Here is a 26,105-nt window from a genome sequence, read left to right on the forward strand (position 1 = left end):
ATCATACGGCTGGTTTTGCCGTAGGTTTGCGGTTGTAGGCCAACCAGATCAAGAAGATGCCGCCAACGATCATTGGCACGCAGAGCAACTGACCCATGGTCAACCAGCCGAATGCGATATAGCCAAGCTGAGCATCAGGCACCCGCACAAACTCCACGATAAAGCGGAAAATGCCGTAGAACAGCGCGAACATGCCGGAAACGGCCATGGTCGGGCGCGGTTTGCGCGAGTACAACCAGAGAATCACGAATAATGCCACACCTTCCAGGGCAAACTGGTACAGCTGCGACGGATGACGGGGCAACTGGGCAGGGTCGCTGAACGGCGGGAACACCATCGCCCACGGCACGTCGGTCGCCTTGCCCCACAACTCGGCGTTGATGAAGTTGCCGATACGCCCGGCACCCAGGCCGATCGGCACCAGCGGGGCAACGAAGTCCATCAGCTCGAAGAACGACTTGTTGTTGCGCTTGCCGAACCACAAGGCCGCCAGCATCACGCCGATGAACCCGCCGTGGAACGACATGCCGCCCTTCCACACCTCGAAGATCAGCGTCGGGTTGGCCAGGTAGGCATGCAGGTCGTAGAACAGCACGTAACCCAGGCGGCCACCGACGATCACCCCCATCGACAGCCAGAACACCAGGTCGGAAAGCTTCTCACGCGACCAGGTGGGGTCGAAGCGGTTCAGCCGGCGCGAGGCCAGCAGCCAGGCGCCGCCGATGCCGATCAGGTACATCAGCCCGTACCAATGGATTTTCAGCGGCCCGATGGCCAGGGCCACGGGGTCTATCTGCGGGTAAGGCAGCATGGAACTTCCTCTCGATTCAAATCAAAAAGCTGAGGCCGACACAGAACAGCAGCGCTGCGAACAGGCGTTTCAACAAACGGGGCGAAAGCTTGTGCGCCAGACGCGCGCCAAAGCGGGCGAAAAACATGCTGGTCACGGCAATGCCGACCATCGCCGGCAGGTATACGTAACCCAGGCTGTGGGCCGGCAGGTGCTCCTCGTGCCAGCCCAGCAGCATGAAGCTCAGGGCGCTGGCCACCGCAATCGGCAGGCCACAGGCCGAGGACGTGGCCACCGCCTGCTGCATGGGCAGGCTGCGCCAGGTCAGGAACGGCACGGTCAGCGAACCACCGCCGATGCCAAAAATCGCCGAAGCCCAGCCGATCACACCGCCTGCGCCGATCAATGAGGGTTTGCCGGGGATGCCGCGGCTGGCCTTGGGCCTGAGGTCCAGCGCCATCTGCGCGGCGATGACCAGGGCGAACACGCCGATGATCTTCTGCAGCAGCGGGCCCTGGATCAGTGAAGCGGTCTTGGCGCCGACACCTGCCCCAAGGAGGATGCCGAGCGTCATCCAGGCGAAGATCGGCCATTGCACCGCACCCTTGCGGTGGTGCTCAAGCACGGCATTGATCGAAGTGAATACTATGGTTGCCAGCGATGTGCCGACTGCCAGGTGGGTCAGCACCGAGGCGTCGAAGCCCTGCAAGGTGAAGCTGAATACCAGCACCGGCACGATGATGATGCCGCCGCCCACGCCGAACAGCCCGGCCAGCACTCCGGCACAAGCGCCCAACAGCAGATAGAGCACGAATTCCATTCGGCTTCCCCGAAAAATCAATCCGGCATGGTAACGGAAGCCGGGCTCGAGGCTCTAGTGAACTCTGTGTCAGGATGGATCCGCCCGACTGCTGTGGGTACAGTGACAAAAAACACAGAGGCCAAACCGATGTGCCTGATCGTATTTGCGTGGCGGCCGGGGCACACCCTGCCGCTGATCGTGGCAGCCAACCGCGACGAGTTCTATGCCCGCCCTACCCAGCCCCTGGCGGCCTGGGAGGATTCGCCTGGGGTGCACGCCGGGCGTGACCTGGAGGCCGGTGGTACCTGGCTGGGCGTAGGCCCGCAGGGGCGCTTTGCCGCGCTGACCAATATCCGCGATCCGGGCCAGGCACCGGGGCCGCGCTCGCGGGGGGAACTGGTGGCGGCCTACCTGCAGGGGGAGCTTGGGGTCGAGGCTTACCTGGATCAGGTAGCCAGCCGCAGTGGGCAGTATTCGGGGTTCAACCTGCTGGTGGGTGATGGGCGACAGCTGGGTTACCTGCACGCCCGTGACGCCACGCCGTGCCTGCTGGACGCCGGGGTGTACGGGTTATCCAACGCAGGGTTGGATACGCCGTGGCCAAAGCTGGTGAAGGCACGTAGCGGGCTGGAGGGCCTGTTGGAAACGCCGGAGCCGGATCGGCTGCTGGCTTTGCTGGCGGATAACGAAACGGCGGCGGATGGCGACCTGCCCGAGACAGGTGTCGGGTTGGCGACCGAGAAATTGCTGTCGAGCGTGTTCATCGCCAGCCAGAACTACGGGACCCGGGCGAGTACCGTGCTGATCATGGATGATCAGGGACGAAGGCGGCTGATCGAGCGCAGTTTCGGGCCCTTTGGTGGGCATCTGGGTGAGGTTGAAGTGCGGGTCTGATCATTTGATGCTGCCTGTGCGGGCCTCTTCGCGGGACAAGCCCGCTCCCACAGCTACCGCGGGGGTCTTCAGGATCTGCGCAACCTCATCTGGGTGAGGTTGAAGTGCGGGTCTGATCATTTGATGCTGCCTGTGCGGGCCTCTTCGCGGGTCAAGCCCGCTCCCACAGGTACCGCGGGGGTCTTCAGGATCTGCGCAACCTCATCTGGGTGAGGTTGAAGTGCGGGTCTGGTCATTTGATGCTGCCTGTGCGGGCCTCTTCGCGGGACAAGCCCGCTCCCACAGCTACCGCGGGGTCTTCAGGATCTGCGCAACCCCTGTGGGAGCGGGCTTGTCCCGCGAAGAGGCCGTAACAGGCAACCTAACGCTCAGAGGGTTTTGTTGGCCCCTGGCCCGATCATCCGCGCCAACCCGAGGTTCTTCAGGGCCAGCTGCAGCGAGCTGTGGATAACCTGCGGGTTGTCATGGCTCAAGGCGTCGGCCAGCAACTCCTTGGCCTTGCTCATGTTCACCTGGCGCAACATCCACTTCACCTTCGGCAGGTTGGTGGCGTTCATCGAAAGGCTGTCGAAGCCCATCGCCATCAACAGGATGGCCGCCGCCGGGTCACCCGCCATCTCACCGCAGATGCTTACCGGCTTGCCTTCGCCATGAGCGTCGCGCACTACCGTATTCAGCGCTTGCAGCACCGCCGGATGCAGGTAGTCGTACAGGTCGGCAACCCGTGGGTTGTTGCGGTCCACCGCCAGCAGGTACTGGGTCAGGTCGTTGGAGCCCACCGACAGGAAGTCGACTTGGCGTGCCAGCTCCTTGGTCTGGTACACCGCCGCGGGGATTTCTACCATCACGCCCACCGGGGGCATCGGCACGTCGGTGCCTTCGTCACGCACCTCGCCCCAGGCGCGGTGGATCAGGTGCAGCGCTTCTTCCAGCTCGTGGATGCCAGAAATCATTGGCAGCAGGATACGCAGGTTGTTCAGGCCCTCGCTGGCCTTGAGCATGGCGCGGGTCTGCACCAGGAAAATTTCCGGGTGGTCGAGGGTGACGCGGATGCCGCGCCAACCCAGGAACGGGTTTTCTTCCTTGATCGGGAAGTACGACAGCGCTTTGTCACCGCCGATATCGAGGGTACGCATGGTCACCGGCAGCGGGTGGAAGGCGGCCAACTGCTCGCGGTAGATGGCCAGCTGTTCTTTCTCGCTGGGGAAGCGCTGGTTGATCATGAACGGCACTTCGGTGCGGTACAGGCCTACCCCTTCGGCGCCGCGCTGCTGGGCACGGGCCACGTCGGCCAGCAAGCCGGTGTTGACCCACAGCGGCATGCGGTGGCCGTCGGGGGTAACGCATGGCAGTTCGCGCAGGGCATCCAGGCCCTGGGCCAGCTGGCGCTCTTCCTCAACCACTTCGCTGTATTGCTTGCGCAGCACTTCGCTGGGGTTGGTGAACACCTCGCCCTTGTACCCGTCGACAATCAGTTCGATACCGTCGACCTTGGAGTACGGCAGGTCAACCAGGCCCATCACCGTGGGGATGCCCATCGCGCGGGCGAGGATGGCGACGTGGGAGTTGCCCGAACCCAGTACCGAGACCAGGCCGACCAGCTTGCCTTCCGGCACTTCGCCGAGCATGGCCGGTGTCAGCTCCTCACTGACCAGGATGGTGTTGTCGGCATACACCAGCGACTGCGAGCGGGCTTCCTGCAGGTAGGCCAGCAGGCGCCGGCCCAGGTCCTTGACGTCGGAGGCCCGCTCACGCAGGTAGTCATCGTCCATCAGCTCGAAGCGGCTGACGTGCTCGCCGACCACCTGGCGCAGGGCGCCCTGCGCCCACTGGCCGGTCTTGATGACTTCGGTCACCTCGCCGCCCAGGGCTGCATCTTCGAGCATCATCAGGTACACATCGAACAACGCGCGCTCTTCAGGCCGTAGCTGGGTGGCCAGCTTGGCCGACAGCTTGCGCATGTCAGCACGTACGCCTTCAAGGGCGTTCTGGAACAGCTTGAGTTCAGCGTCGATGTCATCGACGGCCTTGTCCGGCACCACTTCCAGGTCGGCTGGCGGCAGCATTACCACCGCGCGCCCCACGGCAGCGCCAGGCGAGCCAGGCACGCCGACGAAGCGCGCCTCCTGGATACCCTTGCCTTGGCGGCCAAGGCCACGGATCGACCCAGTGGCTTCAGCGTGGGCGATTACCCCGGCGAGCTGGGCGCTCATGGTGACCAGGAAGGCTTCTTCGCCCTCGTCGAACTGGCGGCGCTCCTTTTGCTGGATGACCAGCACCCCGACCACGCGGCGGTGGTGAATGATCGGCGCACCCAGGAAGGAGGCGAATTTTTCTTCACCGGTTTCGGCAAAGTAGCGGTAACGCGGGTGGTCGGCGGCGTTTTCCAGGTTCAGCGGCTCTTCCCGGGTACCCACCAGGCCAACAAGGCCCTCGTTGGGGGCCATGCTGACCTTGCCGATGGAGCGCTTGTTCAGGCCTTCGCTGGCCATCAGCACGAAGCGGTTGGTTTCCGGGTCAAGCAGGTAGACTGAGCAGACCTGGCTGCCCATGGCCTCCTTGACGCGCAAGACGATGATCCCCAACGCCGACTTGAGATCTTTGGCGGAGTTTACTTCCTGGACGATCTTGCGCAGCGTATTGAGCATGGCTCGGGGTCGAACTCCGTCGTCAGTCGCGCGTCAGCAGACGCGGTGCTAGCTCTTTCAGGGCGCGCCGGTACACCTCGCGCTTGAATGTCACAACCTGGCCCAGCGGATACCAATAGCTCACCCAGCGCCAGCCGTCGAACTCCGGCTTGCCGGTCAGGTCCATCCGCACCCGCTGTTCATTGCTGACCAGCCTTAGCAGGAACCACTTCTGCTTCTGGCCGATGCACAGCGGCTGGCTGTGGGTACGTACCAGTCGCTGGGGTAAACGATAACGCAACCAGCCACGGGTGCAGGCAAGAATTTCCACATCGTCGCGTTCAAGGCCAACTTCTTCGTTCAGCTCGCGGTACAGGGCATCTTCCGGCGTCTCGTCAGGGTTGATACCACCCTGGGGAAATTGCCAGGCATCCTGGTTGATCCGTCGAGCCCATAGCACCTGCCCGGCATCATTCGTGAGAATGATCCCGACATTGGGGCGAAAACCATCCGGGTCGATCACGGCAGCAACCTCGCAAACGCATGTCACCGCATTGTTCCACAAAGCTTGCGAGCGCAGCAACGCGCCTGCCAAGCTTATGTGCAGCAGCGTGAAAACTCCGTATTCTGCGGGCCTCCCCTGTGGCTGATGCGAGTGACCGCGATGCGCCTGGCTTTATTCGACCTGGACAATACCCTCCTCGGTGGCGACAGCGACCATGCCTGGGGTGATTACCTTTGCGAGCGCGGCATTCTCGACCCGGTCGCCTACAAGCAACGCAACGATGGCTTCTACCAGGACTACCTCAACGGCACCCTGGACCTGCAGGCCTACCTGGCCTTTTCCATGGAGATTCTGGCGGCAACGCCTGTGGCCCAGCTCGACGAATGGCACCGCGACTTCATGCGCGACTGCATCGAGCCGATCATCCTGCCCAAAGCCCTGGCCTTGCTGCAGCAGCACCGCGAGGCGGGCGACCAGCTGGTGATCATCACCGCTACCAACCGTTTTGTAACCGCACCGATTGCCCGGCGCCTTGGGGTGCGAGTATTGCTGGCGACCGAATGCGAGATGCGCGACGGCCGCTATACCGGGCGCAGTACCGATATACCGTGTTTCCGTGAAGGCAAAGTGACGCGGCTGGAGCGCTGGATGCTGGAGAACGGCTTTGACCTTGAGGACAGCTACTTCTATAGCGACTCGATGAACGATTTGCCGTTGTTGCAGCGGGTGACGCATGCGGTGGCGGTGGACCCCGACCCGAACCTGCGGGCCGAGGCCGAGAAGCGCGGGTGGCCGGTGGTTTCGTTGCGCGATTGAGGTTTTCCTGTGCTGGCCTCTTCGCGGCTAAAGCCGCTCCCACAGGGACCGTATCAGGCCTGAGGGCTGCGCCGTACCTGTGGGAGCGGGTTCACCCGCGAAGAGGCCGGCACAGGCAACCCAAGGCTGTCAGACTGGCTTGGCGCCCATCAGCCCGGCAATGGACAGGAAGCAAACCCCGCTGAACACCGCCAGCGCCAGGGTAAACCGCAACCCCACCACTTCAGCCTTGCGTAGCCGGTTCAGCCGCACCAGCAGCCACCACACGGCCAGCGCGCCGAAGGTATAGATGACGCTGGACGCCAGCACCCAGGCCTGCCCCAGCGGCCAACCCACCAGGTGCACCAGCCACCAGCCGGTAAACGGCATGCTCACCAGGCACAGGCCCATCACCAGCCACACAAATACCAGCGGCCGGCGCAGCAGTTTGGCATAGGCCTCGGCATCGCCCTGTCGACGGGCGCGCACCGTCCACACCGCAAGGCCCAGGGCGGCCAGAAACAGCAGTGCGGTGGCGATGATGTGCAAGGTCTTGAGGGTGGTCAGGTGTTCCATGTCTTCACATCCTTGAGCGATAAGCCAAGCTTAGCCGCTCAACCCAGGAACAGCTTGTAAGCCGGGTTCTCGGTCTCGTCCCAGTATGGGTAACCAATCTTGGCCAGCGCTGCCGGCACCAGGTGGCGCTCGTCCTCCGGCACCTGCAGCCCCGCCACCACGCGCCCGTCAGCCGCGCCATGGTTGCGGTAATGGAACATCGAGATATTCCAGCGCCCGCCCAGCTTGTTGAGGAAGTTGAACAACGCCCCCGGCCGCTCGGGGAATTCGAAGCGCAACACCATTTCATCGCTGGCACCGGCCGAATGGCCGCCAACCATGTGGCGAATGTGCAGCTTGGCCAGTTCGTTGTCGGTCAGGTCGGTAACCGGGAAGCCCTGATCGGTCAGATGCTGCACCAGCGCCGCCCGTGGGTCGTTTTCCGGGTGGGTCTGTACGCCAACGAAGATGTGCGCTTCGTCGGAGGTGTGCTTGCGGTAGTTGAATTCGGTGATCTGGCGCTTGCCGATCGCCTCGCAGAAGGCCTTGAAGCTGCCCGGGCGTTCCGGGATGGTCACGGCGATGATCGCTTCGCGCTTTTCACCCAGCTCGGCACGCTCGGCCACATGGCGCAGGCGGTCGAAGTTGACGTTGGCGCCGGAGTCGATAGCCACCAGCGTCTGCCCGGTCACGCCATAAAGCTCGACATACTTCTTGATACCCGCCACGCCCAAGGCGCCGGCAGGCTCGGTGATCGAGCGGGTATCGTCGTAGATATCCTTGATAGCCGCGCAGATCTCGTCGGTGCTGACCGTCACCACTTCATCCACATGGTGGCGGCAGATATCGAATGTATGCTGGCCGATCTGCGCCACCGCCACGCCGTCGGCAAATAACCCAACCTGAGGCAGCACCACACGCTCACCGGCAGCCATCGCCGCCTGGAGGCAATTGGAATCGTCCGGCTCGACACCGATCACCTTGATTTCCGGGCGCAGGTACTTCACATAGGCAGCAATGCCAGCAATGAGGCCGCCACCGCCCACGGGTACAAAGATGGCGTCCAGCTGCCCAGGGTGCTGGCGCAGGATTTCCATGGCCACAGTGCCTTGCCCGGCGATGGTGTGCGGGTCGTCGTAAGGGTGAACATAGACAAAGCCCTTCTCCTCGACCAGTTTCAGCGAATAGGCCAGCGCCTCGGGGAACGAGTCGCCATGCAGCACGACCTTGCCACCGCGCGAGCGCACACCTTCGATCTTGATCTCCGGGGTGGTTTTAGGCATTACGATAGTGGCCTTGATGCCCATCTCGCGCGCAGCCAGGGCCAGGCCCTGGGCATGATTGCCGGCCGAGGCAGTGACCACGCCACGGGCCAGCTCTTCGGCCGTCAGCTGCGCCAGCTTGTTATAGGCCCCGCGGATCTTGAACGAGAACACCGGCTGCAGGTCTTCACGCTTGAGCAAGATCTGGTTGCCCAGGCGCTTGCTCAGCTGCCCGGCGTTCTGCAACGGGGTTTCGACGGCAACGTCATAGACGCGCGAGGTGAGGATCTTCTTGACGTACTGTTCGAGCATCGGGAAAGCATCACTGGGCCGCGGGACAAGGGCTGCGAGTCTACCCCAGCGCTACGTCGGGCGACCACAGCAAAGCCGCCCAAGCCGTTATACTAGGCAACTTTGAAAACCGCCCTGCCCCTTTCGGAGCCCGCATGACCCAGGACCAACTCAAACAGGCCGTCGCCCAGGCCGCTGTCGACTTCATTCTGCCCAAGCTGGATGAAAAGAGCGTCGTCGGCGTCGGTACCGGTTCGACTGCCAACTTCTTCATCGACGCCCTGGCTCAGCACAAGACCGCCTTCGACGGCGCAGTCGCCAGCTCCGAAGCCACTGCCCAGCGTCTGAAGGGCCATGGCATCCCGGTCTACGAGCTGAACAGTGTCAGCGAGCTGGAATTCTACGTGGACGGCGCCGACGAGAGCGACGCGCACCTGAACCTGATCAAGGGTGGCGGCGCGGCCCTGACCCGCGAGAAGATCGTCGCCGCTGTGGCCAAGACCTTCATCTGCATCGCCGATGGCAGCAAGCTGGTGCCGGTACTGGGCGCTTTCCCGCTGCCGGTCGAAGTGATCCCGATGGCGCGCAGCCATGTGGCCCGTCAATTGGTCAAGCTGGGCGGCGACCCGGTGTACCGCGAAGGCGTGGTCACCGACAACGGCAACGTGATCCTCGATGTGCACAACCTGCAGATCACCAACCCGGTGGAGCTGGAAGCGCAAATCAACGCCATCGTTGGCGTGGTGACCAATGGCCTGTTCGCGGCGCGGCCGGCAGACTTGCTGCTGCTGGGTACCTCTGAAGGCGTCAAGAGCCTGAAGGCCGAGTAATCTTCGGCGAGGGCTTTGCCCTCGATTCGCAGCCAAGGCTGCACCTACAGGGCTACGCGATTTCCTGTAGGAGCAGCCTTGCGCTGCGAATGGGCTGCAAAGCAGCCCTACCTGCTCACTCCGCCGGCTGCTTGAACACATAGAACAGGTTAGGCTCACTGACCAGATAGATGGTCCCCGCCTCGTCCATTGCAATCCCCTCCGCCTGCGGCACCGTCGCCTGCAACCCCTGAAAGCCCTTGCGCAACGACAAGGTACTCAAGGGCACGCCTTCCAGATCCAGCTCCAGCACCAGCCGTGACTCATCCGAAAGCGCCAGCAAATGCCCACTGCGCTCATCGAACTGCAAGCTCGACAAGTCCCGCACAAACAGCCGTGAATCACGCTTGCGGTCTTGCACCACATGCACGGCGTAAGGCTTTTCCGGGTTGTCATGGGGAAAGCCATGAACCTCATAGATCAGCATCGGGTCGCGTTCCTTTGCCACGAACAGCCGCTTGCCCGCCGAATCGTAAGCCAGCCCCTCAAACCCTTTGTTGCCATTCAGGCCGATGCCCAGGCTGAGCTGTTCGGCATCACCGGCGTCGAGGAACATCGTGTCGTCTTCCAGCCGTACACGAATCAACCGTTGTTGACGCTCGTCGGTGATGACATAGCTGTTGGGCCCGACATACTCCACCGCCTCTGGGTCGCCGAACCCCGTCAGCGGTATGCGACGCAGGATACGGCCGTCCAGCGACAGCTCGATCAGCTCCGAGCGGGCGTTGGTGACGGTGAACAGGGTTTTTCGGTCCGGGTCGTAGGTCAGCGCCGAAATATCATCATCCAGCCCCTCGACCGGCTGCGCCTCCACCACCACACGGTAGCGGTCAAGGCCGATGCTCTGCTCGGCGGGCTGCCACCACGTCTTGAGGTTGAACCAGCCCCGCTCGAACAGGCGAAATTCCTGCCCGGCCCAGCCGAGCAGGAGCAGACCGATAACGACCGGGACAAGAAACAGGCGAACAAGATGACGCATGGGGTAGACTCGACATGGGGGTGGCGAATCTAACCATGTACAACTGAAACAAAGCTTAATGCCAGCATCAGAAACATCGGATGTTGGGGTCAGTTCTTTCTGAAGCGATAGAACAAAGCCGGCTCGCTGACCATATACAGGTTTCCCTTGTCATCCATGGCCACCCCTTCAGCCCTTGGAATGGTGTCTTCAAGGCCGTTGAAGCCTCCCAGCAAGGTCATGAAGCTGACCTGCTGGCCTTGCTCGTCCAGCTCCAGCAGCATGTTGGAATCGGCCGAGAGCACCAGCAGGTGACCAGTGCGCGGGTCGACCGCCAGTGCAGACAGGTTACGCAGGTCGAGTTCCTCGCTGGGTAACGGCTGCTTCTCGCCCTTGAGCGGGCTACGGCCATCGGTGTTCCAGGTGTACAGCTTGGGCGGGCGCTCCTCGCCGATGATCAGGCGCTGACGCAGCGGGTCCCAAGCGACCGCCTCGAAGCCCTTGTTGCTCTTCACCGACGGGCCCAGGTCGTGGCTCTGAAAGTCGTCGTGGTTCAGCGCGGTGGTCTGCGCGTCCACCTTGACCACGGTCAGGTCATGCAGGCGCTCGTCGGTGATGGCCAGATTGCCGTCTTCCAGCACCGCAACGCCTTCCGGGTTGTTCCAGCCGTTGAGGGGGATCTTGCGCAGTACATCGCCCTCCAGGCTCAGCTCGACCAGGATCGGGTTCTTGCCCATGACCGCGAACAGGGTGCGGGTATGCGGGTTGAAGGCCACGTCCGAGGCTTCGTCATCGTCCATGCCTGGTAACGGTTTGGCATCGATGTCGACCTGATAGTCTGGCAACCACACGCTTTCGCTGCGCTCGCCGGTGCTTTCGAAGCGCTCTTTCACCCACAGCGCGCCGCGGTCATCCCAGTGCATCGCCACTGCGACGCCGTAGCCGATCACCGCCGCCACGGCAAGGCCGAAAGGCCAGCGCCGGTAGAAGCGACGCTTGGGAGTTACCGGGGCGCTGGAGGGTGATGGCATGCGGGCTTCCTGGGGAATGGGCGTAGGTCAGCGCATTATCCGGATAGGGTGTGAAAAAAGGGTAAACAGGGCCGGCCTCTTCGCGGGTAAACCCGCTCCCACAGGTTCAGCACAGTATTCAAGGCCTGTGCAGTACCCGTGGGGGCGGTTTACCCGCGAAGAGGGCGACGCGGCTTCGAGTTAAAGCACCCGGCTTTCGAAGCGGCTCACGCCCGGCAGCTCCAGCACCAGCTCGTCACCAACATTGAACGGTCCCACACCCGCCGGTGTACCGGTGAGGATCACATCCCCGGCCTGCAGCGAGAAATGCGCCGCCATGTACTGGATCATCGGCACGATCGGGTTCAGCATCATCGCGCTGTTGCCATCCTGTCGCACTTCGCCGTTGACGGTCAGGCGCACCGGGATGTCGGTGACGTCTTCGAAGCTGGCAGCAGAGACGAACGGCGGCAGTACGCAGGCGCCGTCAAAACACTTGGCCAGCTCCCACGGCAGGCCCTTCTCTTTCAGCTTGGCCTGCACGTCGCGCAGGGTCAGGTCCAGCGCCGGGGCATAACCGGAAATGGCGTCCAGCACCTCTTCCTCGCTCGGGTGGGTCGACAGCGGCTTGCCCAGCAACACGGCAATTTCGGCCTCATAGTGCACCGAACCCCGGTCGGCCGGGATCTTGAAGCCGCCCTCGGTCGGCACCACGCAACTGCCCGGCTTGATGAACAGCAGCGGCTCGGTGGGGATCGGGTTGTCCAGTTCCTTGGCATGCTCGGCATAGTTACGGCCGATGCACACCACCTTGCCCAGCGGGAAGTGAATGCGCGTGCCGTCTACGTACTGGTGCTGGTAACTCATGGCCGACTCCTCTGGGTACTGCTTTTTATTCAGGTGCGAAGATCTTACCCGGATTCATGATGCCGTTAGGGTCGAAGACGGCCTTTATTGCCTTCATGCAGGCGATTTCTTCCGGCGAGCGGCTGTAGCCCAGGTAGTCGCGCTTGGTCATGCCCACGCCGTGCTCGGCGGAGATCGAGCCGTTGTAGCGCTTGACGATATCGAACACCCATTTGTTGACCTTGGTGCATGAGGCAAAGAAGTCGTCCTTGCTCATGTGTTCGGGCTTGAGGATGTTCAGGTGCAGGTTGCCATCGCCGATGTGGCCGTACCACACGACTTCGTAATCCGGGTAGTGCTCCGCGACGATGGCGTCGATATCACGCAGGAACGCGGGCACTTTCGACACGGTGACGGAAATGTCGTTCTTGTAGGGTGTCCAGTGCGAGATGGTTTCCGACAGGTACTCGCGCAGCTTCCACAAGTTTTTAAGCTGGGTGTCGCTCTGGCTCATCACCCCGTCCAGCACCCAGCCCTGCTCGACGCAATGCTCGAAGGTGGCCAACGCTTCGTTGGCGACTTCTTCAGTGCTGGCTTCGAACTCCAGAAGCGCATAGAACGGGCAGTCGGTCGCGAACGGGGCGGGTACATCGCCGCGCGCGAGGATCTTGGCCAGGCCCTTGTCGGAGAAGAACTCGAAGGCTGTGAGGTCCAGCTTCCCCTGGAAGGCGTGCAGCACCGGCATGATCGAGTCGAAATCCGGTGTGCCAAGCACCATGGCAGTGAGGTTGCGCGGGGTACGGTCCAGGCGCAGGGTGGCCTCGACCACGAAGCCCAGCGTGCCTTCGGCGCCAATGAACAGCTGACGCAGGTCATAGCCGGTGGCGTTCTTGATCAGGTCTTTGTTCAGCTCCAGCAACTCGCCCTTGCCGGTAACCACTTTCAGCCCGGCCACCCAGTTGCGGGTCATGCCGTAGCGAATCACCTTGATGCCGCCAGCGTTGGTGCCGATGTTGCCGCCAATCTGGCTGGAGCCGCTGGAAGCGAAGTCCACCGGGTAATACAGGCCCTGCTCTTCGGCGTAGGTTTGCAGCTGCCGGGTGATTACCCCCGGCTGGCAGACCACGGTGCGGTCGAAGGCATTGAAGCCGAGAATCTGGTTCATGTAGTCGAAGGAAACGACAACCTCGCCATTGGCCGCCACGGCCCCGGCAGAAAGCCCGGTGCGCCCGCCCGATGGCACCAGGGCCACCTTGTGCGCATTGGCCCAGCGCACAATGGCCTGCACCTGTTCTACTGTCTTGGGAAAGACGATGGCGCTGGGCGCCGGGGGGTAATGCTTGGTCCAATCCTTGCCATACGCTTCGAGGGAAGCCGCGTCGGTCAGGACCTTGCCAGGGTCGACAAGGGTCTTCAGTTCATCAATTACAGCGGGGTGGGTCATCGCTGGAACTCTCGACTTATTCATAGTCACCCTGAGCACTCTTCACCTGTCGGGATAAGCTCAGATTGTGTCGCGTATGCTAGCATAGCCCTCCCGCTGTTCATGCTAAGGCTGCCCTCGCGCCTGGCATCACCCCTCGCCATTTTTTCTCCGGGATACAGGTTTACGCAGATGAGCAAGACTTCTCTCGACAAGAGCAAGATCCGGTTCCTTCTTCTTGAAGGTGTGCACCAGAACGCGGTCGATACCCTCAAGGCCGCCGGCTACACCAACATCGAATACCTCACTGGTTCGTTGCCGGAAGCCGAGCTGAAGGAAAAGATCGCCGATGCCCACTTTATCGGCATCCGTTCGCGCACCCAGCTCACCGAAGAGATCTTCGACTGCGCCAAGAAACTGGTCGCTGTTGGCTGCTTCTGCATCGGCACCAACCAGGTCGACCTGGAAGCTGCCCGCGAGCGCGGTATCGCCGTGTTCAACGCACCGTACTCCAACACCCGTTCGGTGGCCGAGCTGGTACTGGCCGAGGCCATCCTGCTGCTGCGCGGCATCCCTGAGAAGAACGCTTCCTGCCACCGTGGCGGCTGGATCAAGAGCGCGGCCAACTCGTTCGAAATCCGCGGCAAAAAACTGGGCATCGTCGGCTACGGCTCGATCGGGACCCAGCTGTCGGTACTGGCCGAGAACCTGGGCATGCAGGTGTACTTCTACGACCCACTGACCAAGCTGCCACTGGGCAACGCCGTGCAGGTCACCAGCCTGAACGAGCTGCTGGGCCTGGCCGACATCGTCTCGCTGCACGTGCCTGAGCTGCCATCCACCCAGTGGATGATCGGCGAGAAGGAAATCCGCGCGATGAAGAAGGGCGCGATCCTGATCAACGCCGCCCGTGGCACCGTGGTCGAGCTGGACCACCTGGCCGCCGCCATCAAGGACAAGCACCTGATCGGCGCCGCCATCGACGTGTTCCCGGTCGAGCCACGCTCCAACGACGAAGAGTTCGAAAGCCCGCTGCGCGGCCTGGACAACGTGATCCTGACCCCGCACATCGGCGGCTCCACTGCCGAAGCCCAGGCCAACATCGGCCTCGAAGTGGCCGAGAAGCTGGTCAAGTACAGCGACAACGGTACCTCGGTGTCCTCGGTCAACTTCCCGGAAGTGGCCCTGCCTGCCCACCCTGGCAAGCACCGCCTGCTCCACATCCACGAAAACATCCCGGGCGTGCTCAGCGAGATCAACAAGGTCTTCGCCGAGAACGGCATCAACATCTCCGGTCAGTTCCTGCAGACCAACGAGAAAGTCGGTTACGTGGTGATCGACGTCGACGCCGAGTACTCGGACCTGGCGCAAGAGAAACTGCAACAGGTCAAGGGCACCATCCGTTCCCGCGTCCTGTTCTAAGTTTGCTTGCAGCATGAAAAAAAGGGAGGCCATTGTGGCCTCCCTTTTTTTTATTTCACTTCAACAGTGATCTTCTTCGATTCGACGCTTGGCTTGAACGGCACGTGGTACTGGTCACCCAGGATCAGTTGCAGGGTGTGCTTACCCGGCGTCAGGGTGATGCTGGTTTCAGTCTGCGCCTTGCCGAAGTGCAGCACCTGCGGGCCCGCCGGCAGTGCGGTGCCGGCCTCTGGCATCAGGCTGGTCGGCAGCGGCATATCGGCGACGGGTTCTTTATCCACGTCCACCAGCAGGTGGTGGTGGCCGCTGTGAGGGGTCTGGTCACCCGCTGGCTTGAGCGCCATACCCTCGATGCCGAACTTGACGGTGAAGGTCTTGTCGACCGTGGCACCATCGGCGGGGGAAACGATGAAGACCTTGGCATCCTTGGGCGGCTCCTGGCTCTTCAGGGCGTCCGCAGCACCGGCGAAAACCGACACTCCCATCAGCAGACCGGCAACGGCAGCGCGCGAAAATAGGCTGTTCATTCACTTCTCCTGTGATTCACTTATTGACCGCCGCCATTCATCTGCCGACGACGGTAGTTCACCTTAGTTGAAATAATCGGCAAGGTGTTCACATTGCCTGACAGAAATATTTCAGTCAGGGTTAAACAATGCCGAGGCTTCAAGGTCATAGGCTGCGCTCGATCACGGCGAGGAAGAAAGCCGTGGCGAAGGTTTTTCATCAGTTAAAAGAAAAGGGGCAATCATGCGTTCGACCATAGGGGTACTGCTGGCAGTACTGATCAGTCCATTGGCCCAGGCGGAGCTGATCGACGAAATCGCCGACCGGGGCGAACTGCGTATTGCCGTACAGGCCGACAACTCGCCGTACGCCTTCAAACAAGATGACCACCTGACCGGTTTCGACATCGAATTTGGCCAGGACCTGGCCAGGGAACTGGACTTGCGCGCCGAGTTTGTCGAAGCCCCGGCCGAAGAAGTAATGAGCGGTGTCGAGAGTGGCAAATATGACATCGCACTTACCCCATCGAGTAATGCGCCCAAAGGCGACGGCCCGCTGGATGTGAGCCTGCCATTTGGCGACAAGAAACTGGTGATCCCGTTCCAGAAGGACAACCCGGCGTTCGAAAGTGCCGTGAACAATGCGCTGCAGCGCTTGAAAGACAGTGGCCGCACGGCCGAGCTTGAGCAGAAGTGGTTCAAGGGTGTGCAGGAGACTGCAGCCGGGCAATAAGATTTGTATTGCCTGTACCGGCCTTGTGCTGCGAAGAGGTCGGTACAGGTTTACCCCAAAGCCCGCTGCGCCTGTTCCAGCTCCAGCTCGCTGAACACCTGCACCCCAGCCCGCCGCAACAGCGCCGTGGTCACCCCTTCCCCCGCCACTTTCACACCACTGAACGTGCCGTCATAGGTCAACCGGTTACCACACGAAGGGCTACCCGCCTTCAGCACCGCCACGCCAATGCCATGCCGGCGCACCAGTGCCAGCGCCAGTTGCGCCCCGGCCACAAACTCGGCAGTTACATCTTCGCCCGTCACCGTCAGCACCTGCGTGCTGCCGTCGAGTACTGCACCGCCCTGTCCGCCCGGAATCTCCGCTGGCGGGCGCGGGGTGGGCAAGCCACCGGCTACCTCCGGGCACAACGGTACAACGCGCCCTTCGGCCTGCCACTGCTGCAACAGGTCCGGATGCCCGCTGGCCCGGCCGTCATAGCGTACCGGCTGGCCGAGCAGACAGGCGCTGACCAGCACTTTGGGCAGGTCAGAACAGGTCATTGCCACGGCGCCTGAACCAACCGGTCAACGACAACCGCTCACGCCCGGCCGGCAGCACTTCGTGAGGCACTTCACCCGACAGGAACACCACCAGGCAGCCCGCCACAGGCTCCACGTCATGCTCTACGTCGCCGGCCAGGAACATGCGCAACTGGCCACCGTCCTGCGGCTGCCAGCCTTCATTCAGGTACAACACAGCCGACACCATGCGCCGGTCATCGTCGCGAAAGCGGTCCAGGTGCCGGCGATAGAAGGCGCCCGGAGGGTACAGGGCAAAATGGCACTCAAAGTCTTCCAGGCCCAGGAACAGGCCCTGATTGATTGCCAGACGCAACTGGTCCATGGCCGTCAGGTACTGGTCGCAGGATTCTGCCTGCCCGGGGTCGATCCACTGGATCTGGTCACCGCGAATGGCTTCGCGCACCTCCTGGGTAGCACCGCGCCCCACCCCCGCCGGGTTGAGCTCGCCCTCGGCATCACGGCGACGGCACTCGGCTGCCAGCGCGCGCACCAGTTCGGCAGGCAGAAAGAGTGCCTGCTGGGACCAGCCATGGGTGGCCAGATCGTCGACGACGGCCGCAAGCATCGGGTGTTCAGGGGATATGTGCATGGCGCGCATCATATCCATTCGCCCTGTCGGCGCACAGCGCCACTTGGCCGAGAAACACGCTGATATCTCGACAAACCGGCGCCGGGCCAAGGACAATAGCCACCTGCCGACAGGAGTCCTGAATGCGCCGTCTGTTTTCCCTGATTCTGCTGATGATCTGCACCGTGCCTGTCTGGGCAGACAACCTGGATCAACTGTACAAGGCCGCCGGCTGGCCCGACCAGCGCGCCCACTTCAACGATGCCCTGAGCGCCGCCCAGGAACGCTACCGCAACAGTTTGCCACCCGCCGTTTACCAGGCGCTGGTCAACAACAGCAACCAGCGCTTCCAGGCCCAGGCGGTGGACCGCCGCGCCCAGGCAAAGCTGCGCGCCACCTTGGCCAACCCGGCTCCGGCCCTGGCGTTCTTCCAGTCACCGCTAGGGCGCAAGGTGGTAGCAGCCGAACTCAAGGCCACCCGCAAGGACGAGCTGGCCAAGAACGCCAAGGGCCTGCCGAAGATCCAGGCCAGCGACGACCGCCTGCTGGTCATCGGCCACCTGGCCCAGGCCCTGCCAGCGCGTGAAGCCGGCGCCGAAGTGAGCCTGGCCATCGCCGGTGTGGCGGCCGATAGCCTCAGTTCGATGATCCCCGGCCTGTTCGGCGGCGGCCAGGCCCAGGGCCTGCTAGACGGCCAGCGCCAACGGCTGATGGGGCAGATTGGCGAAGACCTCAACAACACGCTGCTGTACGTCTACCGCGACTTGTCCGATGCCGAGCTGGAAGAGTTCGCCACCTTTGCCGAGTCGCCGGACGGCAAGGCCTACTACCAGGCGGCGTTGGCCGCTGTCCGCGCTGGCCTGGCGGTTGGCCAGAGCGCCAACGACCTGCAATGATCAGCCCAGCCGCTGGTCGATGAAGTCGAAGTAGCGCTGGCGGATGCCCGGTAGCTCGTTGGCCAAGTGGTGACGGGCTTCGGGCAACATCAGGATCTGCGGCTCGGCAAACTTGGCCTTGAGCACTGCGAGGTTGTAAGGCCAGTCCACCGTACCATCGGCCTCCCCCTGCACGATCAACGGCCGCCGCGTGCTGCGTGGCGCGGCCTCGATGCGTTTGACCCAGGCGATCAGTGCACCCACCCAGGCGGTTGGCAAGCGGCGCGGTTGCAGCGGGTCGGCTTCCAGGAACGGCAGGAAGGCCGGGTCGTTGGTGTTCTCGCTGAAGCGTCGTTCGATGCCGTTGACGAAATGCCGCAGCACCCGATAGCTGAACTTCGACCAACGCCAGGAGCACGGCCGCACCAGCGGTGCCAACAGGATGACCTGGCCATTGATCGGGCTGCGTGCGCCCTGGTGCAGCAGGTGGTCCACGGCAATGGCGCCGCCCGTGCTCTGCCCGCACAGGTGCCAAAGGCGCGGCAGTTGCAGCAGGCGCGCCTGTTCGAACAGGGCGTCCAGCACCTGCTGGTACACTGCGAAATCACTGATGCTGGCCCGCTCACCACTGGACAGGCCGTGGCCGGGCAGGTCGCAGCTGATCACGGCGAAACCCTGCTTGAGTGCCCACTCGATCACATGCCGGTAGAGGCCCATGTGGTCGTAGTAGCCGTGCAGCAAGAACAGCGTCGCGGTGGGCTGGTCGGGCAACCAGGCCTGCCCGACCAGGTCGAAGCCCGCCGCCTGGAAACCGCCCAGCCAGCTGTGTACCGGCAGGTTCAGGCCGTAGAAGCGCTGGTAGCCCTGCGCCTCGGTCGTTAACGGCTGGCGAGCGGCCAACGGCGCCAGGTGGGTGCGCAGGAGGTCGGGGTGAAAAGCAGCGGGCATCGAGCACATCCACATTGATGCAAGTATTGATCTGGAATCTTCAGCTCTGGCCGGCGTCATGGCAAGCTTGCTCACCTTTGAACAACCACTGTCTTGCACAAAGCCTGAAAGCTGGCGCGATCACTGTGGGAGCGGGCTTGTCCCGCGAACACCGGCAACGCCGGTGCCATCCACCGCGTCGCCTGCTTCGCGGGACAAGCCCGCCCCCACAAAGGGTCACCGAGTCGTCATGAATAGCCGAATCATCAAACCGCTGTGCACGGTAATCGCCTTATTGGTCAGCGCCGTCATACTCTGGCAGGCCTACACCACCTTCCAGGCCCGCTACCTGCGCCCGTTCGACAACCAGGCCACGCTGTTCGACGGCAGCCAGCTGCAACTACCGGCCGAGCTGGCCGGCCACGGCCCGGTTCGTGTGGTGCATTTCTGGGACCCCGCGTGCCCGTGCAATGTCGGCAACCAGCAGCACCTGGGCGACCTGGTCAGCCAGTTCGCAGGCCGCGGCGTTACCTTCCACGTGCTGCAAAAGCCCGGCAGCCACGGCCAACTGCCCGCCAACCTCACCGCCCTGAAGCCCATCGCCAACCTGCCCGGCAGCGAGCACCTGCCCGCCTCCCCGGCCGTGGCCATCTGGGACCGACAAGGCCGCCTGGCCTACTTCGGCCCCTACAGCGAGGGTGCGGTGTGCAATGCCAGCAACAGTTTCGTCGAGCCAATGCTCAAGGCCCTGCTCGACGGCCGCCAGGTCAGCGCCTCCAATACACTGGCAGTGGGCTGCTACTGCCCCTGGGCGGGCTGACGCACCCGCGCCGGGTTACCCACCACCGTCGCACCCGCCGGCACATCCCGGGTCACCACACTACCGGCACCCACCACGGCATTGTCGCCAATGGTCACCCCCGGCAGGATGATCGCCGCGCCGCCGATCCACACGTTGTTGCCAATGGTCACCGGCCGCCCGCTCTCCAGCCCGCTGCGCCGCACTTCGGGGTCGAGCGGATGGTCGGCGGCGTAGATCTGGACGTTGGGGCCGATCTGGCAGTCATCGCCGATACGCACCGGCACCACATCGAGGATCACGCAGTTGAAGTTCATGAAGGTATTGCGGCCAATACTGATGTTGTAGCCGTAGTCGCAATAGAACGGCGGGCGGATCACCGTGCCTTCGCCAACGTGGGCAAAGTGCTCCACCAGCAACCCATGACGTGCATCGTTGAGCAATTCGACACTGCTGTTGTAACGGTGCATCCAGTGCTTGTTGGCGATCTGCTCGGCTTGCAGCTCAGGGCAGCCAGCGTGGTAGAGCTGGCCTGTGAGCATTTTCTGTTTTTCGCTGAGGGACATGGAAACTCCTTCCTGGGGGCTATGCTCTGTTCGCGAATCCACCGATGATCGGACCACATTTTCTGCTTGAACGCACAAGGAGTCTGCATGAAGCGCAGCCTGACCCTGTTGGCCGTGGTTGTGGCCGTAGCCGCTGGCGTCGGTTACTGGTACGTGCAGGGCAAACTGCCACAGCGCGAGGGCGAGGTGGCCATGGCCGGCCTGCAAGCGCCGGTCAGCGTGCGCTACGACGCCCGCGGCGTGCCGCACCTGCAAGCGCAGAGCGAGCCAGACCTGTATCGCGCCCTGGGCTATGTGCATGCCCAGGACCGGCTGTTCCAGATGGAGATAATGCGGCGCCTGGCCCGTGGCGAACTGGCCGAGGTGCTTGGCGACAAGCTGCTACCCACCGACACCCTGTTCCGCAGCCTGCGCATTCGCGAGCAGGCCGCCCTGATGGCCAGCCGTCAGGACCCGCAGTCACCTGCCTGGCAGGCCCTGCAAGCCTACCTCGACGGGGTCAACAGCTGGCAGGCCAGCCATCCCAAGCCCATGGAGTTCGACCTGCTCGGCATCACGCCGCGTCCGTTCACCGCCGAAGACACTCTGAGCATCGCCGGTTACCTGGCCTACAGCTTCGCGGCCGCGTTTCGCACCGAGCCCGCACTGACCTACATCCGCGACCAGCTGGGGCCTGAATACCTGAACATCTTCGACCTCGGTTGGCAGCCCGAAGGCGCCCTCGGCACACCACTGGCCGCTGCCGATTGGCAAAGCCTGGAGGCCCTCGCCCGGCTCAGCCATGACGCACTGGGCGAGGCCGGTATCCCGCAGTTCGAAGGCAGCAACGCCTGGGCAGTGGCCGGCAGCCATACCCGCAGTGGCAAGCCGCTGCTGGCCGGCGACCCGCATATCGGCTTCGCGGTGCCCGCGGTGTGGTACGAGGCCGAACTGTCAGCACCCGGCTTCAACCTGTATGGCTACTTCCAGGCGCTCAACCCGTTCGCCTTGCTGGGCCATAACCGCGACTTCGGCTGGAGCCTGACCATGTTCCAGAACGACGACCTCGACCTGATCGCCGAGCGCACCAACCCTGCCGACCCCAACCAGGTCATGGTCGACGGCAAATGGCAGGCGTTGCAAAAGACCGAACAGCAGATCGCGGTGAAAGGCGAAGCGCCGGTGACCCTCAGCCTGCGCCGCTCGCCCCATGGCCCGATCGTCAACGACGTGCTGGGCGCCTCGGCCGGGTCAACGCCAATCGCCATGTGGTGGGCGTTTCTGGAAACCGAAAACCCGATCCTCGAAGGTTTCTACCAGCTCAACCGTGCCGATACCCTGGGCAAGATGCGCGATGCCGCTGCCAAGGTTCACGCGCCGGGGCTTAACTTTGTCTGGGCCAATGCGGGTGGCGATATCGGTTGGTGGGCGGCGGCAAAGCTGCCAATCCGCCCCGACGGCGTCGACCCGGCATTCATCCTCGACGGTGCCAGCGCGCAGGCCGACAAGCTCGGTTTCTACCCTTTCAACGTTAACCCGCAGCAGGAAAACCCGGCCCGCGGCTATATCGTCTCGGCCAACTACCAGCCGCCGGCAGCGGTGCCGATACCGGGTTACTACAACCTGCCCGACCGTGGCCGCCAACTCGACCGACAGCTGGCCAACCCTGATGTGAAATGGGATACGCAGAACAGCCAGGCACTGCAGCTGGACTCGGCCAGCGATCACGGTCCACGCACCCTTGCACCGCTACTGGCAACGCTGCGCGCGGTGGCCGAAGGTGACGAAGAAAAGGAGCTGGTCGAGCAGCTGGCTGCCTGGCGCGGCGACTACCCGCTGGACTCGACCAGCGCCACGTTGTTCAACCAGTTCCTCTACGAACTGGCATTCGCGGCCCTGCATGACGAACTGGGCGACACGTGGTTCCCGGTACTGATCAGCACCCGCGCCATCGACGCTGCCTTGCCACGCCTGGCCGCGGATGCCGACTCACCCTGGTGGAACACCCGCGGTGGCAACCAGCGTACCGACCGTACCGCAGTCGTGCGCACGGCTTGGCAGAGCAGCTTGAAGCACTTGCGTGACGCCTTGGGCAGCGACCCGGCCCGCTGGCAATGGGGCAAGGCGCATACCCTGACCCACAACCACCCGCTGGGGGTAAAGAAGCCGCTGAACCTGCTGTTCAACGTCGGGCCGTTCGCCGCACCCGGTACCCATGAAGTGCCCAACAACCTCTCGGCGAAGATCGGCCCGGCGCCATGGCCGGTGACCTATGGGCCGTCGACGCGGCGGCTGATCGACTTTGCCGATGCCGGGCAGGCACTGACCATCAACCCGGTCGGGCAGAGTGGCGTGCTGTTCGACAGGCATTATGCAGACCAGGCCAAGGGGTATGTGCAGGGGCAGTATGAGCGGGCGCAGATGGGGGTGATTCCGGCGCAGAGTACCCTGAGGCTGGTACCGGGTGGGTGATCGATGGGGCCGCAAAGCGGCCCCAATTACACGGTCAGCCCTGCCACTTGCCCCCTTCGACAATCACGCTTTCCGGCTTGGTGTCATCGCTCAGTTCCTTGCGCACATACTGGTCATACAGTTTCAGCAGAAACTTCTCTTCCCCCAACTTGGCCAGCTCGGCATTCACCCAGTCACGCAGCTCGGTATTGCCCTTCTTGACCGCTGGCGCAATCGGCGCTTCGTCACCCAGCAGCTGCGGCAGCACGCGGTAGCCCGGGTTCTGCTTGGCCCAGCTGAACAGGATCAGGTTGTCCTGGGCATAGGCATCGCCACGGCCAGTGGCCAGGGCTTGCAGCGACTCGCTGTTCTTCTCGAACTTGAGCAGTTTCCACTCAGGGTGGTGCTTGGTCAGCCAGATGTCGGCCGTGGTGCCGGTGATGACGATGATGGTTTTGTCGGCCAGGTCGTCAAGCTTCTGCACCGGGCTGCCATCTGCAACAATGGCCTGCACGGCAACGCGCAGGTTGGGGTTGGTGAAGTCCACCGCTTCCTTGCGCTCCGGGGTGACGGTCATGTTGGCGAGGATCAGATCGACCTTGTCGCTCTGCAGGAACGGAATACGGCTGGCCGGTTCCACGGCAACGAACTCGACCTTGTTTTCATCACCCAGCAGGTCCTTGGCCAGGCGCCGGCCGATGTCAGTGTCAAAGCCCACATAGCGGCCTTTTTCATCGACGAAGCCAAACGGCGGTTTGTCGGTGAACACCCCGACAATCAGCTTGTCGCGGGCCTTGATGGTTTCCAGGTAGCTGGTGGCTGGCGACGCCGCTGCCGGCTTGGGCGGTTCTTCGGCCTTGTTGCAACCGGCGAGCAGGGCCAGGCCGAACAACGGCGCCAGCAGTTTGGTGAGGTTGGCAGTTTTCATGACAGTTCCTTGTGCAGTGTCTTTGGCAGGCTTTCTACGAAGGAGAATTTCTCCAGGAACTGCTGCGCGCGTGCGGTCTGCGGTTTGGTGAAGAAGCTCTCGGGGTCGCCTTGTTCAAGGATCCTGCCGGCCTCCATGAACACGATGCGGTCGGCCACCGCGCGAGCGAAGGCCATTTCGTGGGTAACGATGAGCAAGGTCATGCCGTCGCGGGCCAGGCCCTGGATCACTTGCAGCACCTCCTTGACCATTTCCGGGTCGAGGGCGGCGGTAACCTCGTCGAACAGCATCACCTCGGGGTTCATGCACAGTGAGCGCACGATGGCGATGCGCTGTTGCTGGCCGCCGGACAATTGCCGGGGGAAGGCGTCGCGTTTGTCCAGCAGGCCGACCCGCGCCAGCAGCGCCTCGGCCTGGGCCTGGGCCTCGGCGCGTTCGCGTTTTTGTACCTTGAGCGGGCCAAGCAGCAGGTTGTCGATCACGCTCATGTGGCCGAACAGGTGATAGCTCTGGAACACCATGCCCACCCGCTGGCGGACGTGGCGCCAGTCGGTGCGCGGGTCAAGCAGCTCTAGCCCGCCCAGCCGCAGGTGGCCACTGTGGGCCTGCTCCAGGCCGTTCAGGCAGCGCAGCAGCGTGCTCTTGCCGCAACCGCTGGGGCCGAGGATGACCACCACTTCGCCGGCCGCCACCTTGAGGTCGACGTCCTTGAGCACCTGGTGCTCGGCAAAAAACTTGTTGAAACCCTGGAATTCGATCAATGCGCTCATGAGTGTGCCCAGCGGCGTTCCAGCACGCGCGAAGCGGCGGACAGCGGATAACAGATGATGAAGAAGAACAGGAACAAGGCGCCGTAGATCAGCACCGATTCGTAGGTGCGTTCGATGATCTGCTGGCCGGCCTTGATCACCTCGACCACGCCGATCAGCACCGCCAGCGAGCTGGTCTTGATGATCCGCGTGTAGATGTTGATGGTCGGCGGGGTCATGCGCTTGAGTGCCTGGGGCAGCAACACGTAGCCATACAGCTGCCAGCCGGCCAGGCCGATCGACAGCCCGGCCTCGCGCTGGCCACGTGGCAGCGATGCCAATGCACCGCGCACTACCTCGCCCACCTCGCTGGCGCCCCACAGGGCCAAAACCAGCACGGCGCACCAGAAGCTGGGGATGCTCAGGGCAAAGAAGATCGGCAGGCCAAAGAACACCAGGTACAGCCAGACCAGCACCGGGATGGCGCGGAACAGCTCCAGGTACACCTGCAAGACGATGTTCAGGGCACGGTTGCCCACGGTTGCCAGCACGCCGTACAGCACGCCACCCAGCGTTGCGAACAGGATGCCCAGCGCCGAGATGGCCAAGGTCTGCGCGGCGCCGCCAGCCAGCTGCGGCAACGCCTGCAGCAACAGTTCAGATGCCGAACTGGCCATGTTGCAGCCTCCTTTCCACGTAGCGCAGCAGCAACGACAGCGGCAGGAACAGCAGCACGCAGAGCAAGGTCAGCACGGTGAGCATTTCGTAGGTCTTGTAGTACAGCGCGATGTAGTTCTTGGTGGTATAGAGGATTTCCGGCACGGCCACCGCCGACACCACGGTGGTTTCCTTGAGCAGGAAGATGAAATTGGCAAACAGTGCCGGCAAGCTGAGGATAGTGGCCTGGGGCAGCACCACATGGCGCAGTAGCTGGCCCTCGGACAGGCCGATGGAGCGCCCGGATTCGAGCTGGGCGCGCGGCACGGCCTCGATGCCGGCCCGCAACACCTCGGTAAGATAGGCACCGCCCATGAAGGTCATGGTGATGATCGCTGCGCTGAAACCGGAAATTTTCAGCCCCAGGCTCGGCAAGGCGAAGTAGACGAAGAACAGCTGGATCAGCAGCGGCGTGTTGCGCGCCAGCTCCACGTAGGCTTTGACCAGTCGCCACAGGTAGGGGGTGCGTAGTACCAGCAGCGTGGCATTGACCAGGGCGACCAGTAGCGAGGTGGCAATGGCGATCAGGCCTACCTGCAAGGTCACGCCCACGGCCTTGAGGAAGGCGGGTAACGTGCTGAGGATGAATGCGGTGTCGAGGGTCATGGGTAGAGCAAGTCTGCAGGGTGCGCGGGGCACGATTGCTAGACTCTAATGATCTAAAAAATTTTTAATAAATACCTTTATTGCATATG

At 62.9% G+C, this 26,105-nt stretch carries 27 protein-coding genes; 8 read left to right on the top strand and 19 right to left on the bottom strand.

The window, feature by feature from the left end:
• Position 1 precedes the first annotated feature (1 nt).
• On the bottom strand, positions 2-811 hold the full coding sequence (lgt, locus tag OZ911_RS27445) for a prolipoprotein diacylglyceryl transferase (protein WP_016489681.1): 810 nt from the start codon (positions 809-811) through the stop codon (positions 2-4).
• A gap of 16 nt (positions 812-827) precedes the next feature.
• Entirely contained in the window at positions 828-1,610 is a 783-nt protein-coding gene (locus tag OZ911_RS27450; protein WP_016489682.1) for a sulfite exporter TauE/SafE family protein, read from the bottom strand.
• Between the two features lie 129 nt (positions 1,611-1,739).
• Here OZ911_RS27450 and OZ911_RS27455 point away from each other — a divergent pair, with 129 nt between their 5' ends.
• The gene (locus OZ911_RS27455) at positions 1,740-2,486 is read left to right on the top strand and encodes an NRDE family protein (RefSeq protein ID WP_023047243.1); all 747 of its coding nucleotides are present in this window, start codon (positions 1,740-1,742) and stop codon (positions 2,484-2,486) included.
• 368 nt (positions 2,487-2,854) lie between these two features.
• Here the strand turns inward: OZ911_RS27455 and ptsP are convergent, their stop codons facing one another.
• Both ptsP and OZ911_RS27465 read right to left on the bottom strand, forming a co-directional pair.
• A complete protein-coding gene (gene ptsP, locus OZ911_RS27460) occupies positions 2,855-5,134 on the bottom strand; it encodes a phosphoenolpyruvate--protein phosphotransferase (RefSeq protein WP_016489684.1) in 2,280 nt (759 codons plus the stop codon).
• 22 nt (positions 5,135-5,156) lie between these two features.
• Complete coding sequence (locus tag OZ911_RS27465; RefSeq protein ID WP_003249017.1) at positions 5,157-5,636, bottom strand: RNA pyrophosphohydrolase; 480 nt, start codon at positions 5,634-5,636, stop codon at positions 5,157-5,159.
• Positions 5,637-5,777: 141 nt separating this feature from the next.
• Here OZ911_RS27465 and OZ911_RS27470 point away from each other — a divergent pair, with 141 nt between their 5' ends.
• Positions 5,778-6,434, top strand: coding sequence for a histidinol-phosphatase (locus OZ911_RS27470; RefSeq protein WP_016489686.1), 657 nt, complete (start codon positions 5,778-5,780; stop codon positions 6,432-6,434).
• Between the two features lie 129 nt (positions 6,435-6,563).
• Here OZ911_RS27470 and OZ911_RS27475 read toward each other — a convergent pair whose 3' ends face one another.
• Positions 6,564-6,989 carry a DUF2269 domain-containing protein gene (locus OZ911_RS27475; RefSeq protein ID WP_023047245.1) on the bottom strand — a complete coding sequence of 142 codons (426 nt, stop codon included), beginning with the start codon at positions 6,987-6,989 and terminating at the stop codon, positions 6,564-6,566.
• Between the two features lie 38 nt (positions 6,990-7,027).
• Positions 7,028-8,542: a threonine ammonia-lyase, biosynthetic gene (ilvA, locus tag OZ911_RS27480; RefSeq protein ID WP_268968533.1), complete on the bottom strand. Its 1,515-nt coding sequence runs from the start codon at positions 8,540-8,542 to the stop codon at positions 7,028-7,030.
• A 134-nt stretch (positions 8,543-8,676) separates the two neighbouring features.
• On the opposite strand from ilvA, the gene rpiA reads away from it, so the two are divergent.
• Complete coding sequence (rpiA, locus tag OZ911_RS27485; RefSeq protein ID WP_012274697.1) at positions 8,677-9,351, top strand: ribose-5-phosphate isomerase RpiA; 675 nt, start codon at positions 8,677-8,679, stop codon at positions 9,349-9,351.
• A gap of 115 nt (positions 9,352-9,466) precedes the next feature.
• On the opposite strand, the gene OZ911_RS27490 is transcribed toward rpiA, so the two are convergent.
• The 4 genes from OZ911_RS27490 to OZ911_RS27505 form a co-directional block, all read right to left on the bottom strand.
• Positions 9,467-10,369, bottom strand: a complete 903-nt coding sequence (locus OZ911_RS27490) for an SdiA-regulated domain-containing protein (RefSeq protein ID WP_070086386.1) — start codon at positions 10,367-10,369, stop codon at positions 9,467-9,469.
• Positions 10,370-10,458: 89 nt separating this feature from the next.
• A complete protein-coding gene (locus OZ911_RS27495; RefSeq protein WP_016489691.1) occupies positions 10,459-11,379 on the bottom strand; it encodes an SdiA-regulated domain-containing protein in 921 nt (306 codons plus the stop codon).
• A 180-nt stretch (positions 11,380-11,559) separates the two neighbouring features.
• On the bottom strand, positions 11,560-12,225 hold the full coding sequence (locus OZ911_RS27500) for a fumarylacetoacetate hydrolase family protein (protein WP_023047248.1): 666 nt from the start codon (positions 12,223-12,225) through the stop codon (positions 11,560-11,562).
• Positions 12,226-12,250: 25 nt separating this feature from the next.
• The gene (locus OZ911_RS27505; RefSeq protein WP_023047249.1) at positions 12,251-13,648 is read right to left on the bottom strand and encodes a D-2-hydroxyglutarate dehydrogenase; all 1,398 of its coding nucleotides are present in this window, start codon (positions 13,646-13,648) and stop codon (positions 12,251-12,253) included.
• Positions 13,649-13,819: 171 nt separating this feature from the next.
• On the opposite strand from OZ911_RS27505, the gene serA reads away from it, so the two are divergent.
• Positions 13,820-15,049: a phosphoglycerate dehydrogenase gene (gene serA / locus OZ911_RS27510; RefSeq protein ID WP_016489694.1), complete on the top strand. Its 1,230-nt coding sequence runs from the start codon at positions 13,820-13,822 to the stop codon at positions 15,047-15,049.
• Positions 15,050-15,099: 50 nt separating this feature from the next.
• Here serA and OZ911_RS27515 read toward each other — a convergent pair whose 3' ends face one another.
• Positions 15,100-15,576: a DUF4399 domain-containing protein gene (locus OZ911_RS27515; protein WP_016489695.1), complete on the bottom strand. Its 477-nt coding sequence runs from the start codon at positions 15,574-15,576 to the stop codon at positions 15,100-15,102.
• Positions 15,577-15,799: 223 nt separating this feature from the next.
• On the opposite strand from OZ911_RS27515, the gene OZ911_RS27520 reads away from it, so the two are divergent.
• Positions 15,800-16,288, top strand: coding sequence for a transporter substrate-binding domain-containing protein (locus OZ911_RS27520; protein ID WP_016489696.1), 489 nt, complete (start codon positions 15,800-15,802; stop codon positions 16,286-16,288).
• Between the two features lie 50 nt (positions 16,289-16,338).
• On the opposite strand, the gene OZ911_RS27525 is transcribed toward OZ911_RS27520, so the two are convergent.
• Together OZ911_RS27525 and OZ911_RS27530 are read right to left on the bottom strand one after the other, a co-directional pair.
• Entirely contained in the window at positions 16,339-16,830 is a 492-nt protein-coding gene (locus OZ911_RS27525) for a 2-thiouracil desulfurase family protein (RefSeq protein ID WP_023047250.1), read from the bottom strand.
• Positions 16,817-17,449: a 2OG-Fe(II) oxygenase gene (locus OZ911_RS27530; protein ID WP_024718090.1), complete on the bottom strand. Its 633-nt coding sequence runs from the start codon at positions 17,447-17,449 to the stop codon at positions 16,817-16,819. The genes OZ911_RS27525 and OZ911_RS27530 overlap by 14 nt, the downstream gene beginning before the upstream one ends.
• Positions 17,450-17,562: 113 nt before the next feature.
• On the opposite strand from OZ911_RS27530, the gene OZ911_RS27535 reads away from it, so the two are divergent.
• Positions 17,563-18,315, top strand: a complete 753-nt coding sequence (locus tag OZ911_RS27535) for a DUF2059 domain-containing protein (RefSeq protein WP_023047251.1) — start codon at positions 17,563-17,565, stop codon at positions 18,313-18,315.
• Here the strand turns inward: OZ911_RS27535 and bipL are convergent, their stop codons facing one another.
• A complete protein-coding gene (gene bipL / locus OZ911_RS27540) occupies positions 18,316-19,242 on the bottom strand; it encodes a phospholipase BipL (RefSeq protein ID WP_060516813.1) in 927 nt (308 codons plus the stop codon).
• 229 nt (positions 19,243-19,471) lie between these two features.
• Between bipL and OZ911_RS27545 the strand changes: the two genes are divergently transcribed.
• Entirely contained in the window at positions 19,472-20,041 is a 570-nt protein-coding gene (locus OZ911_RS27545) for a DUF6436 domain-containing protein (protein ID WP_070086385.1), read from the top strand.
• Here OZ911_RS27545 and OZ911_RS27550 read toward each other — a convergent pair.
• The gene (locus OZ911_RS27550) at positions 20,020-20,586 is read right to left on the bottom strand and encodes a sugar O-acetyltransferase (protein ID WP_023049185.1); all 567 of its coding nucleotides are present in this window, start codon (positions 20,584-20,586) and stop codon (positions 20,020-20,022) included. The genes OZ911_RS27545 and OZ911_RS27550 overlap by 22 nt on opposite strands.
• An 87-nt stretch (positions 20,587-20,673) precedes the next feature.
• On the opposite strand from OZ911_RS27550, the gene OZ911_RS27555 reads away from it, so the two are divergent.
• Positions 20,674-23,037, top strand: coding sequence for a penicillin acylase family protein (locus OZ911_RS27555; RefSeq protein WP_023049186.1), 2,364 nt, complete (start codon positions 20,674-20,676; stop codon positions 23,035-23,037).
• Between the two features lie 34 nt (positions 23,038-23,071).
• Here the strand turns inward: OZ911_RS27555 and OZ911_RS27560 are convergent, their stop codons facing one another.
• The 4 genes from OZ911_RS27560 to OZ911_RS27575 are packed head-to-tail and all read right to left on the bottom strand — an operon-like array spanning position 23,072 to position 26,016.
• Positions 23,072-23,944, bottom strand: coding sequence for a transporter substrate-binding domain-containing protein (locus OZ911_RS27560; RefSeq protein ID WP_023049187.1), 873 nt, complete (start codon positions 23,942-23,944; stop codon positions 23,072-23,074).
• A complete protein-coding gene (locus OZ911_RS27565) occupies positions 23,941-24,714 on the bottom strand; it encodes an amino acid ABC transporter ATP-binding protein (protein ID WP_016489705.1) in 774 nt (257 codons plus the stop codon). The genes OZ911_RS27560 and OZ911_RS27565 overlap by 4 nt, the downstream gene beginning before the upstream one ends.
• Complete coding sequence (locus tag OZ911_RS27570; protein ID WP_016489706.1) at positions 24,711-25,370, bottom strand: amino acid ABC transporter permease; 660 nt, start codon at positions 25,368-25,370, stop codon at positions 24,711-24,713. The genes OZ911_RS27565 and OZ911_RS27570 overlap by 4 nt, the downstream gene beginning before the upstream one ends.
• A complete protein-coding gene (locus tag OZ911_RS27575; RefSeq protein WP_016489707.1) occupies positions 25,351-26,016 on the bottom strand; it encodes an amino acid ABC transporter permease in 666 nt (221 codons plus the stop codon). The genes OZ911_RS27570 and OZ911_RS27575 overlap by 20 nt, the downstream gene beginning before the upstream one ends.
• Positions 26,017-26,105 lie beyond the last annotated feature (89 nt).

The sequence above is a fragment of the Pseudomonas fortuita genome, from assembly GCF_026898135.2.
GTDB classification, from domain to species: Bacteria; Pseudomonadota; Gammaproteobacteria; order Pseudomonadales; family Pseudomonadaceae; genus Aquipseudomonas; species Aquipseudomonas fortuita.